This is a genomic window from Roseobacter cerffii, from assembly GCF_054226325.1.
Genome location: NZ_CM135757.1, coordinates 1,816,797 through 1,830,454, shown reverse-complemented (window position 1 = coordinate 1,830,454; position 13,658 = coordinate 1,816,797). Strand labels below are relative to the sequence as shown.

Sequence of the window (13,658 nt, the reverse complement as noted above, 5' to 3'; positions counted from 1 at the left end):
CTGCGCCTCTTTGTCGATTTATTTACAAAATAAATGAGCATTTCAAGGCACTTGTTGCGCAATTTTCAGGTCCTGCGCGATAAGTTATTTGCACCTTTGTGCCCCGCGTGCCCCGGTCTTGGAGGAAAGACCCAGCAGGCGGTTTTACCATATGGGAGGATATTCATGTCCAATACGAAACTTACGCGTCGCGGTCTGATCAAGACCGGCGCCGTGGCCGGTGCTGCCGGTCTGGCGCTGCCGACGTATCTGCGTGCCGACGGGCATGCGGGCTTTCTGAACGCCCCGCAGGGCAGCACCGTGACGCTGGGCTTCAACGTCCCGCAGTCCGGTCCTTATGCGGATGAAGGCGCCGACGAGCTGCGCGCCTACGAGCTGGCGGTCGAACACCTGAACGGTGAAGGCGACGGCGGCATGATGAACACATTCACGTCCAAGGCCCTGCAGGGTAACGGCATCCTCGGCAAGAAAGTCGAGTACGTCACGGGCGATACGCAGACCAAATCCGACGCGGCCCGCGCATCGGCCAAGTCTATGATCGAAAAAGACGGCGCCATCATGATCACCGGCGGCTCCTCCTCGGGTGTGGCCGTGGCTGTGCAGGCGCTCTGCCAGGAGGCGGGCGTCATCTTCATGGCGGGCCTCACGCACTCCAATGACACCACAGGCAAGGACAAGCGGGCCAACGGCTTCCGCCACTTCTTCAACTCATACATGTCGGGTGCCGCCCTGGCGCCGGTGCTCGCCAATGCCTACGGCACCGACCGCAAGGCCTATCACCTGACGGCGGACTACAACTGGGGCTACACCACCGAAGAAGCGGTGAAGACCTCGACCGAAGCCATGGGTTGGGAGACCGTGAACGCGGTGAAGACACCGCTGACACAGACGGACTTCTCCTCCTACATCGCACCGGTACTGCAATCGGGTGCCGATACGCTGGTGCTGAACCACTATGGCGGCAACATGGTCAACTCGCTGACCAACGCGGTTCAGTTCGGCCTGCGCGACAAGCAGGTGAACGGCAAGGACTTCCAGATCATCGTGCCGCTCTACTCGCGTCTGATGGCGAAGGGTGCCGGTGCCAACGTGAAGGGCATTTTTGGGTCCACCAACTGGCACTGGTCGCTGCAGGACGAGGGGTCCAAAGCCTTCGTGCAGTCCTTCGGCACCAAATACGGCTTCCCGCCCAGCCAGGCGGCGCACACCTGCTATGTGCAGGCGCTGCTCTATGCGGATGCGGTCGAGCGTGCGGGCTCGTTCAACCCCTGTGCAGTGGTCGAGGCTCTCGAAGGCTTCGAGTTCGACGGCATGGGCAACGGCCCGACCCTCTATCGCGCCGACGACCACCAGTGCTTCAAGGACGTGCTGGTCGTGAAAGGGAAAGAGAACCCGACCTCCGAGTTCGACCTTCTCGAAATCGTCGAAGTGACACCTGTCGACCAGGTAACCTATGCACCGGATCACCCGCAGTTCGCGGGCGGCTCCCTGGGGACCTGCAACCCCGGCGCATAAGCTCTTCGCAGGGCGGAGCCCGTCTCCGCCCTGACACCCCGGCCCCTCGGGGCCACCCTCGCTTCCGACAGGTGGGACCATGGACGCAATCATCCTGCAAGTTTTAAACGGGCTCGACAAAGGCTCGGCCTATGCGCTGATCGCGCTCGGTCTGACATTGATCTTCGGCACGCTCGGCGTGGTGAACTTCGCCCATGGCGCGCTCTTCATGATCGGCGCTTTCTGTGCGGTCACGCTCAGCCGTATCCTGACGATCAGCCACACCGTGATCGACGAGACCAAGACCGACTTTCTCGGTAACCCGCTGAAAGTCGAGGTCCCTTACCTCTATGACATCTTCGGGCAGGCCACGGGCGATGTGATCATCGACTGGGCGGTGCCGATCTCGATCCTCTTCGCGATCCCGGTGATGGTGGCCATCGGCTTTGCGATGGAACGCGGGCTGATCAAGCATTTCTACAAGCGTCCACACGCGGACCAGATTCTGGTGACCTTCGGCCTGGCGATTGTGCTGCAGGAGATCATCAAGTATTTCTACGGCGCCAACCCGATCCCGACGCCGGCGCCTGCGGCCTTCACCGGCTCGTTCGATTTCGGCGCGATGCTGGGGTTCGATCCGAACACGATCATCTACCCCTACTGGCGCCTCGTGTATTTCGCCTTTGCGGCCGTGATCATTGGCGCGGTCTTTGCCTTCCTGCAGTTCACCACCTTCGGCATGGTGGTCCGCGCGGGCATGGCGGATCGGGAAACCGTGGGCCTGCTGGGCATCAACATCGACAAGCGCTTCACCATCATGTTTGGCATCGCCGCGGCGGTCGCGGGCCTTGCGGGTGTGATGTACACGCCGATCAACTCGCCGAATTATCACATGGGGATGGACTTCCTCGTGCTGAGCTTCGTGGTGGTCGTCGTCGGCGGCATGGGCTCGCTCTCGGGGGCTGTTCTCGCGGGCTTCTTGCTGGGCATCCTGGAAAGCTTCGCCTCCATGGCCATCGTGCTGGAGACCCTGCCCGGCATCAACCAGATCATCATCTACCTGGTCGCCATCATCATCTTGCTGACACGTCCGCGGGGCCTCATGGGCCGCAAAGGCGTGATGGAGGACTAAGCCATGGGCCTGAACAAAAAAGACTTCACCCTCCTGCTCATCGTCGCGATCCTCTGCCTCTTTGCGCCCTTCATCCTGAACCCCTTCCCCGAAGGCTCGGCGATGGCGCAGTTCAACGCGGGCTATCCGGACCTGATGCAGCGGCTGGTGATCTTCGGCATCTTCGCTATCGGCTTCAACATCCTCTTTGGCCTCACAGGCTATCTGAGCTTCGGGCACGCGGCGTTTCTGGGCGTAGGCTCCTATGCGGCGATCTGGATGATGAAGCTGCTGACCATGAACGTGATCCCGGCAATCGTGATCTCGGTGCTGGTAGCCGGTCTCTTCTCCCTGCTTGTGGGCTGGATTTCGCTGCGGCGCTCAGGGATCTACTTCTCGATCCTCACGCTGGCTTTTGCGCAAATGTCCTACGCTCTGGCCTATTCGGTGCTGACGCCCATCACCGGCGGGGAGACGGGCCTGCAGCCGAAGTTCACCGATCCGCGCATTCTCGATGGCGCGCTTGAGGCAGGCGAGACACCCCGTGCCAACCTCTTCGGGCTCGATATGAAAACCAGCTTTGAGATCACGGCGGGCGACTGGGTCTTCACGTTTAACGCAGGCTACTATCTGGCCGCCATCGTGATGCTGATCGCCTTCTACATCTCGATCCGCATCTTCCGCTCGCCCTTTGGCATGATGCTGCGGGCGGTGAAATCGAACCAGCAGCGGCTGAACTACACTGGGCTGAATTCCAAACCCTATACGCTCGCCGCTTTCGTGATCTCCGGCATGTACGCAGGCCTTGCGGGCGGGCTCCTGGTCGCGATGGACACGCAGGTGGGCGCAGAACGCATGTTCTGGACCGCATCTGGCGAAGTGGTCCTTATGACCATCCTCGGCGGGGCCGGCACGCTGATCGGCCCAGTGCTGGGCGCGGGGTTCATCAAGTACATGGAAAACATCGTGTCCAAGATCAACAAGTCGATCCTGGAGCAGTGGTTTGCCTTCATGCCCGACGGGATCGAAGATCTGCTGGTCACGCTGGTCTACCCCTTCATCGGCAAGGGCTGGCACCTGACGCTCGGCATCCTGTTCATGCTGGTGGTGATCTTCCTGCCCGGCGGTCTTGTGGAAGGCGGCCAGCGCGTCGGTCGGCTCTTCAAGCGCAAGAAGCCAGCGGATGACAAGCCCGACGGCAAAACCACACCGGCGGAGTAAGGAGAGAGACATGGGAATTCTCGAGGTCAAGAACGTCGGCAAACGCTTTGGGGGGCTTCAGGCCCTTGGGGATGTGAACCTGAGCATCGCCGAAAACTCGGTGCATGCGATCATCGGGCCCAATGGTGCGGGCAAATCCACGCTGCTCAACTGTCTTGTGGGCAAGCTGATCCCCGACACCGGGTCGGTCATGTTCGACGGCCAATCGGTCCTGGGGCGGAAGCCTTACGAGATCAACCAGATGGGCATCTCCCGGGTGTTCCAGACGCCCGAGATCTTCGCCGATCTGAGCGTGATGGAAAACATGATGATCCCTTGCTTTGCCAAGCGCGACGGGGCGTTCCAGCTTAATGCGATCTCCTCGATCCCCTCGCAGCGCGACATGATCGAGCGGGCGGAACACATGCTCGAAGACATGAACATGGCCAACAAGCGCGAGATGCACGCAGGCTCGCTGTCTCGCGGTGACAAGCGGCGGCTGGAGATCGGCATGTGCCTCAGCCAGGAGCCACGCCTGCTGCTGCTTGATGAGCCGACAGCGGGTATGGCGCGGGCCGATACCAACAACACGATCGACCTTTTGAAACAGATCAGCGAGGAGCGCGACATCACCATCGCCATCATCGAACATGACATGCATGTGGTGTTCAGCCTCGCCGAGCGGATCACCGTTCTGGCTCAAGGCACCCCGCTGGTCGAGGACACACCGGACAACATCAAAGGCAATCCCAAAGTGCGCGAAGCCTATCTGGGAGAAACCCAGGAGGCCGCGTAACCGCTCAGCCAGGGGTGGCCTGAAAGCCCACCCCACCTGCCAACACCACGGGCAGAGCAGGCAGGTACGGTGGGCCTTTGGGCCGCCGCTTCGGGACAGAAGACAAGGAGACAGACGATGAATGTGAAACCAGACTTCTCCAAACACGCCAATCAGGCGGCGACGGCCCCCGCCTTCCTGTCGGTCTGGGACATGCATGCCTATTACGGCGAGAGCTACATCGTGCAGGGCATCAGCTTCAACGTGCACGAGGGCGAGATCCTCGCCCTTCTCGGGCGCAACGGCGCGGGAAAGACCTCGACCCTGCGGGCGATCGCGCGGCTGGGCGACCCGGAGGTCAAGCGCGGCGAGATCTGGCTGGACCACCAGCCGCTGCACAACATGTCGAGCTATCAGGCTTCGCAGTCCGGCCTCGGCCTCGTGCCGGAGGACCGTCGCATCATCGCCGGGCTGACCGTCGAGGAGAACCTCAAGCTGGCACAGATCGCGCCCCCCATCGGCTGGTCGCTCGAGCGGGTCTACGATCTCTTCCCCCGACTGCGCGAACGCCGCACGCAGGAGGGCGTGACCCTTTCGGGTGGCGAACAGCAGATGCTGGCCATCGCCCGCGCCCTCTGCCGCGACATCAAGGTGCTTCTGCTGGATGAACCCTACGAAGGCCTCGCGCCCGTGATCGTCGATGAGATCGAAAAGACTCTGCGGGTGATCAAGGAACAGGGGATCACCACGATCCTCGTCGAGCAAAACGCGGTGCGCGCGCTGCAACTGGCGGACCGGGCCGTGATCCTCGACACCGGAGGGATCGTCTTTGACGGGACCGCTGCAGAGGTTCTTGAGAACAAGGAGTTGCGCGAGGAGTACCTCGCCATCTAGGGGTGCCGCCGGTTTGGGAACATGGAGAGACGTGCCCGATCGGGGGCGCATTCTTCTGCGATCTCGCTTCAAATGGTCACTTGAATCTTTAACCGCTGATCCGAAGAAATGTGAGTAGGCGACGCCTTGGCGACGGGTATGCCTGCTCGCCCTAGTCTGTGTCTGCGAGGTCTTGGAGCCGCGCGCGCAATTCGGTCTTGAGCACCTTGCCGTAGTTGTTCTTGGGCAAGGCATCGATCTGGATGTAGTCTTTTGGCCGCTTGAACCGCGCGATATGATCGAGGCAGAGCTGATCGAGCCGTGCCGGATCGGCCTGCCCGACGACGAAGGCCACGACCTCCTCGCCCCATTCGGGATGCGGGCGCCCCACGACCGAGACCTCCTGCACCTGCGGGTCCATCAACAGCACCTCCTCCACCTCACGCGGATAGACGTTTGAGCCGCCCGAAATGATCATGTCCTTGGACCGGTCCTGCATCGTCACGTAGCCATCCGCATCCATGAATCCCATGTCGCCTGTCATCAGCCAACCGTTGACCAGCGTCTTGGCCGTGGCGTCGCGGTTCTGCCAATAGCCCGGCATCACCGTGTCACCGCGGACCATGATCTCACCATGCGTGCCTGCAGGCAGCGGATGCCCTTCGGCATCTCCAATCGCGACTTCCACCGCCGATTGCGCCCGGCCCACCGACTGCAGCCGCGCCCGCCAATTCGGATGGCTACGGTCCGCAACATCCGCGCGTGACAGGGCGGTGATTCCCATGGGGCACTCGCCCTGCCCGTAGATCTGCACGAAGATCGGGCCGAAGTGCTCCACCGCCTCGACGATGTCGGCGTTGTACATCGGCCCACCGGCGTAGACGATGGTGCGCAGCCCGGTACCGCGCTGACCCGCAGCCTTGCCCGCCTCGGTCAGGCGCTTGACCATCGTGGGCGCCGCGAACATCTGCACGCTTCCAAATTCCGCTGCAAGATCAAAGATTTCCGCAGGATCAAACCCGCCCGAGGGCGGGCAGACATGCCGCGCACCCGCCCGCACGTGCATCATGTTGTAGATGCCCGCGCCATGGCTCATGGGGGCAGCATAGAGCGCGGCATCCTCACCCCGCACCGCATCCGCATCCTGCGCGTAACACAGGCTCATGGAGGTGAGCATGCGGAAGGTCATCATGACGCCCTTGGGCTTGCCCGTGGTCCCGGAGGTGTAGAAGAGCCAGGCGATATCGGACGCGTCGCGCGGCGCGGGGCCTGCCAGCGGGTCGTGACTGCACATCGCATCGAACGCAGGACCGGGCGCAACGAAAACCTCTGCCGCGACATCCGCCTCCGCCAGTTTCGCGGCCAGATCAGGGCTGGTGAACACAACAGACGCGCCCGCGTTTTCAAGAATGTAAGCCGCCTCGCGCCCATGCAGCTTGGCGTTGATCGGCACGACGACAGCGCCCGCACACCAGATGCCGTAGAAGGCGATGAGATACTCCGGACAATTCGACATGAAGATCGCGACCCGGTCACCCGGCGCGATGCCCATTGTTTGCAACGCCCCGGAAACCGCGCGGGCCTGGGTCCAGAAGGCCCCATAGGTGGCAACGCAAGTACGGCCCGAAAACAGCGCAGGCCGCTTCGGACTCACCTGGGTTGTCCGTTCCAGCCAAAGCGCAAGATTCATCGCCACCTCCCCCAGTGCGCGCCCAGTCTACGCCGCATCCCTTGCGCTGCAAGAGGCGGGTTTTCATGGCAAGACCCTTCCCCTATAACGAACCCGCAGGAACAAGAGCCGCAGGCAAGAAGGCTCCCCCGAACGGTCGAGGACTTACATGACAAAAAAGAACCATGACGCCGATGTGGCCTTCATCCAGGCCCTGGCCGAATTGCTGCGGGAAAACGATCTGACGGAGCTGCAGGTCAAGCGCGACTACGGGGCAGATGACAGTTTGAACGTGCGGGTCAGCCGCCACACGCAACAGCAGGTGGTCACCCAGGTCGCGCCGCCTGCGCCGGCCCCGGTCGACGCTCCGGCCCCTGCGGCCAGCGCACCGGCGCCCGCGGCCGCGGAGGCCAGCGAAGACCCGGCCAACCACCCGGGCGCCGTGACCTCGCCGATGGTCGGCACTGTCTACATGCAGCCAGAGCCCGGTGCCTCCTCGTTCATCTCGGTCGGCGCCAGCGTGAGCGAAGGCGACACGCTGCTCATCGTCGAGGCGATGAAGACCATGAACCACATCCCGGCGCCCCGCGCGGGCACGGTCAAACGCATCCTCGTGGAGGACGGGGCGGCGGTGGAGTTCGGCACGCCGCTTGTCATCCTCGAATAAGGGGGCGCGCCCATGTTCAACAAAATCCTGATTGCCAACCGCGGCGAGATTGCCCTCCGCGTGGTGCGTGCCGCGCGCGAGATGGGCATTGCCAGCGTGGCCGTACATTCGACCGCCGACAGCGACGCGATGCATGTGCGCATGGCCGACGAGAGCGTCTGTATCGGCCCGCCGTCGGGCACACAGAGCTATCTGTCGGTGCCCGCGATCATCGCCGCCTGCGAGGTCACCGGGGCCGAGGCGATTCACCCCGGGTATGGCTTTCTCTCTGAAAACGCTGGATTTGTTCAGGTTGTCGAGGATCATGACCTGACCTTCATCGGCCCCACGGCCGAACACATCCGCATCATGGGCGACAAGATCACCGCCAAGGAGACAATGAAGAAGCTGGGCGTGCCCTGCGTGCCCGGATCCGATGGTGGCGTGGCCTCGGTCGAAGAGGCCAAGAAGATCGGCGAAGAGTTCGGCTATCCAGTGATCATCAAGGCCACCGCTGGCGGCGGCGGGCGCGGCATGAAGGTCGCGCAGAATGCCGAGGAGATGGAGAAGGCTTTCCTGACCGCGCGGGCGGAAGGCAAGGCCAATTTCGGCAATGACGAAGTCTACATCGAGAAATACCTCACCACCCCCCGGCACATCGAAATCCAGGTCTTTGGCGACGGGAAGGGCCGCGCGGTGCATCTGGGAGAGCGCGATTGTTCGCTGCAGCGGCGCCATCAGAAGGTCTTTGAAGAGGCGCCCGGGCCCTCGATCAGCGCCGAAGAACGCGCCGCGATTGGCAAGACCTGTGCGGATGCGGTGGCCCGGATCAACTATACCGGCGCCGGGACCATCGAGTTTCTTTATGAGAATGGCGAGTTCTATTTCATCGAGATGAACACCCGCCTGCAGGTCGAACACCCTGTGACGGAAGGGATTTTCGGCGTTGACCTGGTGCGCGAACAGATCCGCGTCGCCGCCGGGATGGAGATGTCGTTCCAGCAGGAGGACCTCGCCATCAACGGGCACGCCATCGAGGTGCGGATCAACGCGGAGAAGCTGCCGAACTTCGCGCCCTGCCCCGGGCGCATCACGCAGTACCACGCGCCGGGGGGCCTCGGCGTTCGGATGGATTCGGCACTCTATGACGGCTATTCGATCCCGCCCTATTACGACAGCCTGATCGGCAAACTGATCGTGCACGGGCGCGACCGGTCCGAAGCGCTGGCGCGGCTGAACCGGGCGCTTGGTGAACTGATTGTCGATGGGGTCGACACCACGGTGCCGCTGTTCCACGCGCTGTTGCAGGAGCAGGACGTGCTGACGGGCGAGTACAACATCCACTGGCTGGAGCATTGGCTGGAGACCAATCTCGGCGGCGGCTGACCTCGTGCGGCTGACCCCGGATGTGCTGATGCAGGGGTATGCCACGGGGATTTTCCCTATGGCCGAACACCGGGATGACCCGGAGATCTTCTGGGTCGACCCGCAACGGCGCGGGGTCATGCCGCTCGATGGGTTTCACGCCTCGCGCTCGCTACGCCGGGCCATGCGGAACACTCCGTTTCACATCACGATCGATCAGGATTTCGAAGGCGTCGTCGAGGGGTGTGCAGACCGCATCGACACTTGGATCAACGAAGAAATTCGCAGCCTTTACATTACGTTACACCAAACCGGCAAGGCGCATTCCCTCGAGGTCTGGGAAGGTTCAGCACTTGTCGGTGGGGTCTATGGCGTGGTGCTAGGGGCGGCCTTCTTCGGGGAAAGCATGTTCTCGCGCCGCCCAAATGCCTCGAAGATCGCCTTGGCCTGCCTTGTGGACCGGTTGGTCGAGGGCGGATTCAAACTCTTCGACACGCAGTTTCTGACGGATCATCTGGCGTCATTGGGCGGGCTCGAAGTGTCACGCGCCACTTACCATCGCGCGCTCGCCGTGGCACAGGAGATGCCCGCCAGCTTCACTGCGCCGCCCATGCGCAGCCCTCAGGAGGTGGTGCAGCGCATGACCCAGAGGTCGTAACGAGCGTGGTCCATTGCCGACAGCGCGGGCGCCGAAGCGATCATCCATCCCGAGAAGACCGTGGTGCCGCGAAGGGCGTCGGCGACTTCAAGGGCTGCGAAGGCATCGCCCGACGGGTTGCCAACCGGGAAGCGGCAGGAGTTGAGCGTGATTCGCAGCTGCTCGAATGCCGCCGTCTGCCCGGATTTCATTTCAATATCATAGACTTGGCCGCTGATTTTATCGAGACCCCGCAGCACGACGCCCTCCGCCTCGCTCACCTGCTGCGCCGCTGCAGCTCCGGCTATCAGTCCAAGCGACACGGCCAGGCGGAGGATCATTCGGACGATCCGCTGACGAATTTCAGAAGCAGGGAGACGAGGCTGACGGCGCCTTGCGTGTCTTCGATGGTGTCTCCGGCTTCGAAGAAGAACGGCGACCCACCGGGCACGATCTCGACGAAGTTGCCGCCGAGCAGCCCTTCCGACGAAATCACGATCGCGCTGTCATCGGGAATCTCGATCCCCTGCTGCACTGCGACAACCGTATCGGCGCGGTAGGTCTCGGGGTTCAGATCCACCGCAGCCACCGACCCGACACGCACGCCAGCGAGCCGGACATCGGTCCCAACGCTCACACCTTCGAGGCTGCGGAAGCTGGCCTCAAGAGGGTATGTTGTTGAATTCGTTGATAAATCTGCGACCTGGCCTGCGTATACTGCAAAGCCGACAGCGGCCGCAAGAACGCCCGTTCCAACCAGCACTTCGGTGATGTTCTCTGCCATCGGTTACTCCGGAGACCAGGCTTCGTAATCGCTGCGCGGCGCCGGATCCGCCCGCCGGATCGACCCTTTCGGCGCATAGGCCAGAGCCGTGCCGGTCAGGTTCTCCTGATGCGGCTTCTCCCACTCCTTGCGGGGCAGCGGCGCTTCAGTGGGTGCGGCATCCCAGGTGTGATGCAGCCAGCCGTGCCATTCCGGATCCACGCGGCTGGCCTCGGCCTCGCCATTGTAGATCACCCAGCGGCGGCTCTTGTCCTTGTTTTCATAGAAGATATTGCCCTGGCTGTCCTCGCCGACCTTCACGCCCTTGCGCCAGGTCCACAGCTGGGTGTTCAGCGTCTGGCCGTTCCACCAGGTCACCGCGCGCAGGATAGATGTCAGAAGTCCCATGGATTGCCTCCGGTCGCACTCTTATCTCACATATGGCTGATTGTCGGGTAAACGTCCAGTTCGATGCGCGGCTTTCCCCGGCTATTCCGGCAGCCGCGCGGTCACCTCGATCTCGATGCGGAACTTGGGGTCGATAAGGCCGCATTCGATCATGGTGGCAGCGGGTGGATGCGCTCCGAAGGCCTCGGCCAACAGCGGCCAGCAGAGCTCGAACTCCGTGCGGTCGGGCAGCATGTAAGTCACTCGGATCACGTCAGAAAACCCACATCCCGCTTCTTTCAGCGCGGCCTCGATGATGCCAAGCGCCGAGGCGCATTGCGCCTGCACTGTCTCCCCCTGGCCCGTGGTGCCCGCCACATGCACCCAGCCGCCCGCCACCACCGCGCGGCAATAGCCGATCTTATCCTCATAGATGCCTCCAGAAGAGATACGCTGAATGCTCATGGGATGGCTCCTTTTTGCCTGTCGGTGGGGTGTCTGTATCGCGTCGGTTTTATGTCGGTATCACGTCGGTGCGCAGCGCACGGGCCAGAGACCTCTTGTTTACCTATCCGCTCTGCGCCCAGCAAAAAAGGCGGGCTCGATGCCCGCCTTTTTTGCACGTCTGTCGCCGAGGGTCAGCTGGCGCTGGCCGGCTCTTTTTCGGCATCGGCATGGATCATCAGCGGTGCGGAATCGGAGACCACCGCTTCCTCGTTCACGACCACTTCGGTCACGCTGTCGAGACCCGGCAGGTCGAACATCGTGTCGAGCAGGATGTCTTCGAGGATCGAGCGCAGCCCGCGCGCGCCGGTCTTGCGTTCGATGGCGCGCTTGGCGATGGCCGAGAGCGCATCGTCGGTGAAAGTCAGCGCAGTATCTTCCAACTCGAAGAGTCGCTGGTATTGCTTGACCAATGCGTTCTTCGGCTGGGTCAGGATCGTGACCAGCGCGTCCTCGTCCAGATCTTCCAGGGTCGCCAGCACTGGCAGACGGCCGACAAATTCCGGGATCAGGCCGAATTTCAACAGGTCTTCCGGCTCCAGATCGGTGAAGATTTCGCCGACACCGCGCTCGTCATTCTCGCGCACATCAGCGCCAAAGCCCATGGCCGAGCCCTTGCCACGTGCGGCAATGATCTTGTCGAGGCCCGCGAATGCGCCGCCGCAGATGAAGAGGATGTTCGTGGTGTCCACCTGCAGGAATTCCTGCTGCGGATGCTTGCGCCCGCCCTGTGGCGGCACGGAGGCCACGGTGCCTTCCATCAGCTTCAACAGAGCCTGCTGCACGCCCTCACCCGACACATCGCGGGTGATCGACGGGTTTTCCGACTTGCGTGTGATCTTGTCGACCTCATCGATGTACACGATGCCGCGCTGCGCGCGTTCGACGTTGTACTCAGACGCCTGCAAGAGCTTGAGGATGATGTTTTCCACATCTTCCCCCACATAGCCCGCTTCGGTCAGCGTGGTCGCATCGGCCATGGTGAAGGGCACGTCGAGAATGCGCGCCAGCGTCTGCGCCAGCAGCGTCTTGCCGCAGCCGGTGGGGCCGATCAGCAGGATGTTGGATTTCGCCAGCTCGATGTCACCGCCCTTCTGGGCATGGTTCAGACGCTTGTAGTGGTTGTGCACCGCCACCGAGAGCACCCGTTTGGCCATCGCCTGCCCGATCACGTAATCGTCGAGCACCTCGCAGATGTCCTTGGGCGTCGGCACCCCGTCGGTGGCCTTCAGCCCCGAGGCCTTCGTTTCCTCGCGGATGATATCCATGCACAGCTCGACACATTCATCGCAGATGAAGACGGTCGGGCCTGCGATCAGCTTGCGCACCTCATGCTGGCTCTTGCCACAAAAGCTGCAATAGAGGGTGTTCTTGCTGTCGCCCGTTGTATTCGTCGCCATGTCAAGCCTTCCAGGTCTTGTTCGTGGGGTGGGCGGCCCCGCCGCGCCACGTCTTACTGATTACACATGACAGCTTAGGACAGCGCTGACAGGTCCACAATCGCTAATTGGTAAACTGACTGTGCGTCCCGATGCCCCGCCTAGCTGTCATCGTCCTCCTTGCTGCGGTTCTCGACAATCTCGTCGATGAGACCCCATTTCTGCGCCTCCTCGGGCGACATGAAGTTGTCGCGCTCCAGCGCTTCTTCAACCTTTTTAAGGGTTTGCCCGGTGTGCTTCACGTAAATCTCGTTGAGGCGCGTCTTGAGTTTCTGCGTCTCCTGCGCGTGGATCATGATGTCGGTCGCCTGGCCCTGGTAGCCGCCCGAGGGCTGGTGCACCATCACGCGGGAGTTCGGTAGAGAAAAGCGCATGCCCGCCTCACCTGCTGTCAAAAGCAGCGATCCCATCGAGGCTGCCTGCCCGATGACCAGCGTCGAGACCTTGGGCTTGATGTATTGCATGGTGTCGTAGATCGACAAACCGGAGGTCACCACCCCGCCGGGGGAGTTGATATACATGCTGATTTCTTTTGACGGGTTGTCCGCCTCCAGGTGCAGCAGCTGGGCCACGATCAGCGACGACATCCCGTCGTGCACCGGTCCGGAGAGAAAGATGATCCGCTCTTTCAGCAGGCGCGAGAAGATATCATACGCGCGCTCGCCCCGGCTGGTCTGCTCCACCACCATGGGCACAAGCGTATTCATATAGGTGTCGATGGGATCGTTCATGTGGGAATGCCTGTCAGTTGGTGTTCGCGGGACCATACCCGACGAAACGTTACGCAAAGCTTAG

General features: G+C 62.1%; 15 protein-coding genes. 8 read left to right on the top strand and 7 right to left on the bottom strand.

Features of this window, described 5'->3' with window-relative positions; genetic code table 11:
- Window positions 1-165 precede the first annotated feature (165 nt).
- From ACVC7O_RS08885 to ACVC7O_RS08865, 5 genes are all read left to right on the top strand, one after another.
- Complete coding sequence (locus tag ACVC7O_RS08885; RefSeq protein ID WP_458325729.1) at window positions 166-1,515, top strand: substrate-binding protein; 1,350 nt, start codon at window positions 166-168, stop codon at window positions 1,513-1,515.
- Window positions 1,516-1,594: 79 nt separating this feature from the next.
- Window positions 1,595-2,626, top strand: coding sequence for a branched-chain amino acid ABC transporter permease (locus tag ACVC7O_RS08880; RefSeq protein ID WP_458325728.1), 1,032 nt, complete (start codon window positions 1,595-1,597; stop codon window positions 2,624-2,626).
- Window positions 2,627-2,629: 3 nt separating this feature from the next.
- Window positions 2,630-3,826: a branched-chain amino acid ABC transporter permease gene (locus ACVC7O_RS08875; protein ID WP_458325727.1), complete on the top strand. Its 1,197-nt coding sequence runs from the start codon at window positions 2,630-2,632 to the stop codon at window positions 3,824-3,826.
- A gap of 10 nt (window positions 3,827-3,836) precedes the next feature.
- The gene (locus ACVC7O_RS08870; RefSeq protein WP_458325726.1) at window positions 3,837-4,601 is read left to right on the top strand and encodes an ABC transporter ATP-binding protein; all 765 of its coding nucleotides are present in this window, start codon (window positions 3,837-3,839) and stop codon (window positions 4,599-4,601) included.
- Window positions 4,602-4,718: 117 nt separating this feature from the next.
- Complete coding sequence (locus ACVC7O_RS08865; RefSeq protein WP_458325725.1) at window positions 4,719-5,474, top strand: ABC transporter ATP-binding protein; 756 nt, start codon at window positions 4,719-4,721, stop codon at window positions 5,472-5,474.
- Window positions 5,475-5,625: 151 nt separating this feature from the next.
- Here ACVC7O_RS08865 and ACVC7O_RS08860 read toward each other — a convergent pair whose 3' ends face one another.
- Window positions 5,626-7,143: a class I adenylate-forming enzyme family protein gene (locus tag ACVC7O_RS08860; RefSeq protein WP_458325724.1), complete on the bottom strand. Its 1,518-nt coding sequence runs from the start codon at window positions 7,141-7,143 to the stop codon at window positions 5,626-5,628.
- Between the two features lie 148 nt (window positions 7,144-7,291).
- On the opposite strand from ACVC7O_RS08860, the gene accB reads away from it, so the two are divergent.
- The 3 genes from accB to aat are packed head-to-tail and all read left to right on the top strand — an operon-like array spanning window position 7,292 to window position 9,791.
- A complete protein-coding gene (gene accB / locus ACVC7O_RS08855) occupies window positions 7,292-7,789 on the top strand; it encodes an acetyl-CoA carboxylase biotin carboxyl carrier protein (protein WP_458325723.1) in 498 nt (165 codons plus the stop codon).
- 12 nt (window positions 7,790-7,801) lie between these two features.
- Complete coding sequence (gene accC / locus ACVC7O_RS08850) at window positions 7,802-9,154, top strand: acetyl-CoA carboxylase biotin carboxylase subunit (protein WP_458325722.1); 1,353 nt, start codon at window positions 7,802-7,804, stop codon at window positions 9,152-9,154.
- A gap of 4 nt (window positions 9,155-9,158) precedes the next feature.
- On the top strand, window positions 9,159-9,791 hold the full coding sequence (aat, locus tag ACVC7O_RS08845; protein ID WP_458325721.1) for a leucyl/phenylalanyl-tRNA--protein transferase: 633 nt from the start codon (window positions 9,159-9,161) through the stop codon (window positions 9,789-9,791).
- Here the strand turns inward: aat and ACVC7O_RS08840 are convergent.
- The 6 genes from ACVC7O_RS08840 to ACVC7O_RS08815 form a co-directional block, all read right to left on the bottom strand.
- Window positions 9,755-10,111 (bottom strand): DUF2155 domain-containing protein, encoded by a 357-nt coding sequence (locus ACVC7O_RS08840; RefSeq protein WP_458325720.1) that lies wholly within the window; start codon window positions 10,109-10,111, stop codon window positions 9,755-9,757. The two genes, aat and ACVC7O_RS08840, sit on opposite strands and share 37 nt — an antisense overlap.
- Window positions 10,108-10,554: an outer membrane lipid asymmetry maintenance protein MlaD gene (mlaD, locus tag ACVC7O_RS08835; protein ID WP_458325719.1), complete on the bottom strand. Its 447-nt coding sequence runs from the start codon at window positions 10,552-10,554 to the stop codon at window positions 10,108-10,110. Before mlaD ends, ACVC7O_RS08840 begins: the two co-directional genes overlap by 4 nt.
- 3 nt (window positions 10,555-10,557) lie before the next feature.
- Window positions 10,558-10,941, bottom strand: coding sequence for an NADH:ubiquinone oxidoreductase subunit NDUFA12 (locus ACVC7O_RS08830; protein ID WP_458325718.1), 384 nt, complete (start codon window positions 10,939-10,941; stop codon window positions 10,558-10,560).
- Between the two features lie 81 nt (window positions 10,942-11,022).
- On the bottom strand, window positions 11,023-11,385 hold the full coding sequence (locus tag ACVC7O_RS08825) for a RidA family protein (protein ID WP_458325717.1): 363 nt from the start codon (window positions 11,383-11,385) through the stop codon (window positions 11,023-11,025).
- Between the two features lie 173 nt (window positions 11,386-11,558).
- The gene (gene clpX, locus ACVC7O_RS08820) at window positions 11,559-12,824 is read right to left on the bottom strand and encodes an ATP-dependent Clp protease ATP-binding subunit ClpX (RefSeq protein WP_458325716.1); all 1,266 of its coding nucleotides are present in this window, start codon (window positions 12,822-12,824) and stop codon (window positions 11,559-11,561) included.
- Window positions 12,825-12,964: 140 nt separating this feature from the next.
- On the bottom strand, window positions 12,965-13,594 hold the full coding sequence (locus ACVC7O_RS08815; RefSeq protein WP_458325715.1) for an ATP-dependent Clp protease proteolytic subunit: 630 nt from the start codon (window positions 13,592-13,594) through the stop codon (window positions 12,965-12,967).
- Window positions 13,595-13,658: the final 64 nt, after the last annotated feature.

Coding starts and splice junctions, on each gene's coding strand:
- ACVC7O_RS08885 (WP_458325729.1), top strand. CDS start 166: ATGTCCAATACGAAACTTACGCGTCGCGGTCTGATCAAGACCGGCGCC.
- ACVC7O_RS08880 (WP_458325728.1), top strand. CDS start 1,595: ATGGACGCAATCATCCTGCAAGTTTTAAACGGGCTCGACAAAGGCTCG.
- ACVC7O_RS08875 (WP_458325727.1), top strand. CDS start 2,630: ATGGGCCTGAACAAAAAAGACTTCACCCTCCTGCTCATCGTCGCGATC.
- ACVC7O_RS08870 (WP_458325726.1), top strand. CDS start 3,837: ATGGGAATTCTCGAGGTCAAGAACGTCGGCAAACGCTTTGGGGGGCTT.
- ACVC7O_RS08865 (WP_458325725.1), top strand. CDS start 4,719: ATGAATGTGAAACCAGACTTCTCCAAACACGCCAATCAGGCGGCGACG.
- ACVC7O_RS08860 (WP_458325724.1), bottom strand. CDS start 7,143: ATGAATCTTGCGCTTTGGCTGGAACGGACAACCCAGGTGAGTCCGAAG.
- accB (WP_458325723.1), top strand. CDS start 7,292: ATGACAAAAAAGAACCATGACGCCGATGTGGCCTTCATCCAGGCCCTG.
- accC (WP_458325722.1), top strand. CDS start 7,802: ATGTTCAACAAAATCCTGATTGCCAACCGCGGCGAGATTGCCCTCCGC.
- ACVC7O_RS08840 (WP_458325720.1), bottom strand. CDS start 10,111: ATGATCCTCCGCCTGGCCGTGTCGCTTGGACTGATAGCCGGAGCTGCA.
- mlaD (WP_458325719.1), bottom strand. CDS start 10,554: ATGGCAGAGAACATCACCGAAGTGCTGGTTGGAACGGGCGTTCTTGCG.
- ACVC7O_RS08830 (WP_458325718.1), bottom strand. CDS start 10,941: ATGGGACTTCTGACATCTATCCTGCGCGCGGTGACCTGGTGGAACGGC.
- ACVC7O_RS08825 (WP_458325717.1), bottom strand. CDS start 11,385: ATGAGCATTCAGCGTATCTCTTCTGGAGGCATCTATGAGGATAAGATC.
- clpX (WP_458325716.1), bottom strand. CDS start 12,824: ATGGCGACGAATACAACGGGCGACAGCAAGAACACCCTCTATTGCAGC.
- ACVC7O_RS08815 (WP_458325715.1), bottom strand. CDS start 13,594: ATGAACGATCCCATCGACACCTATATGAATACGCTTGTGCCCATGGTG.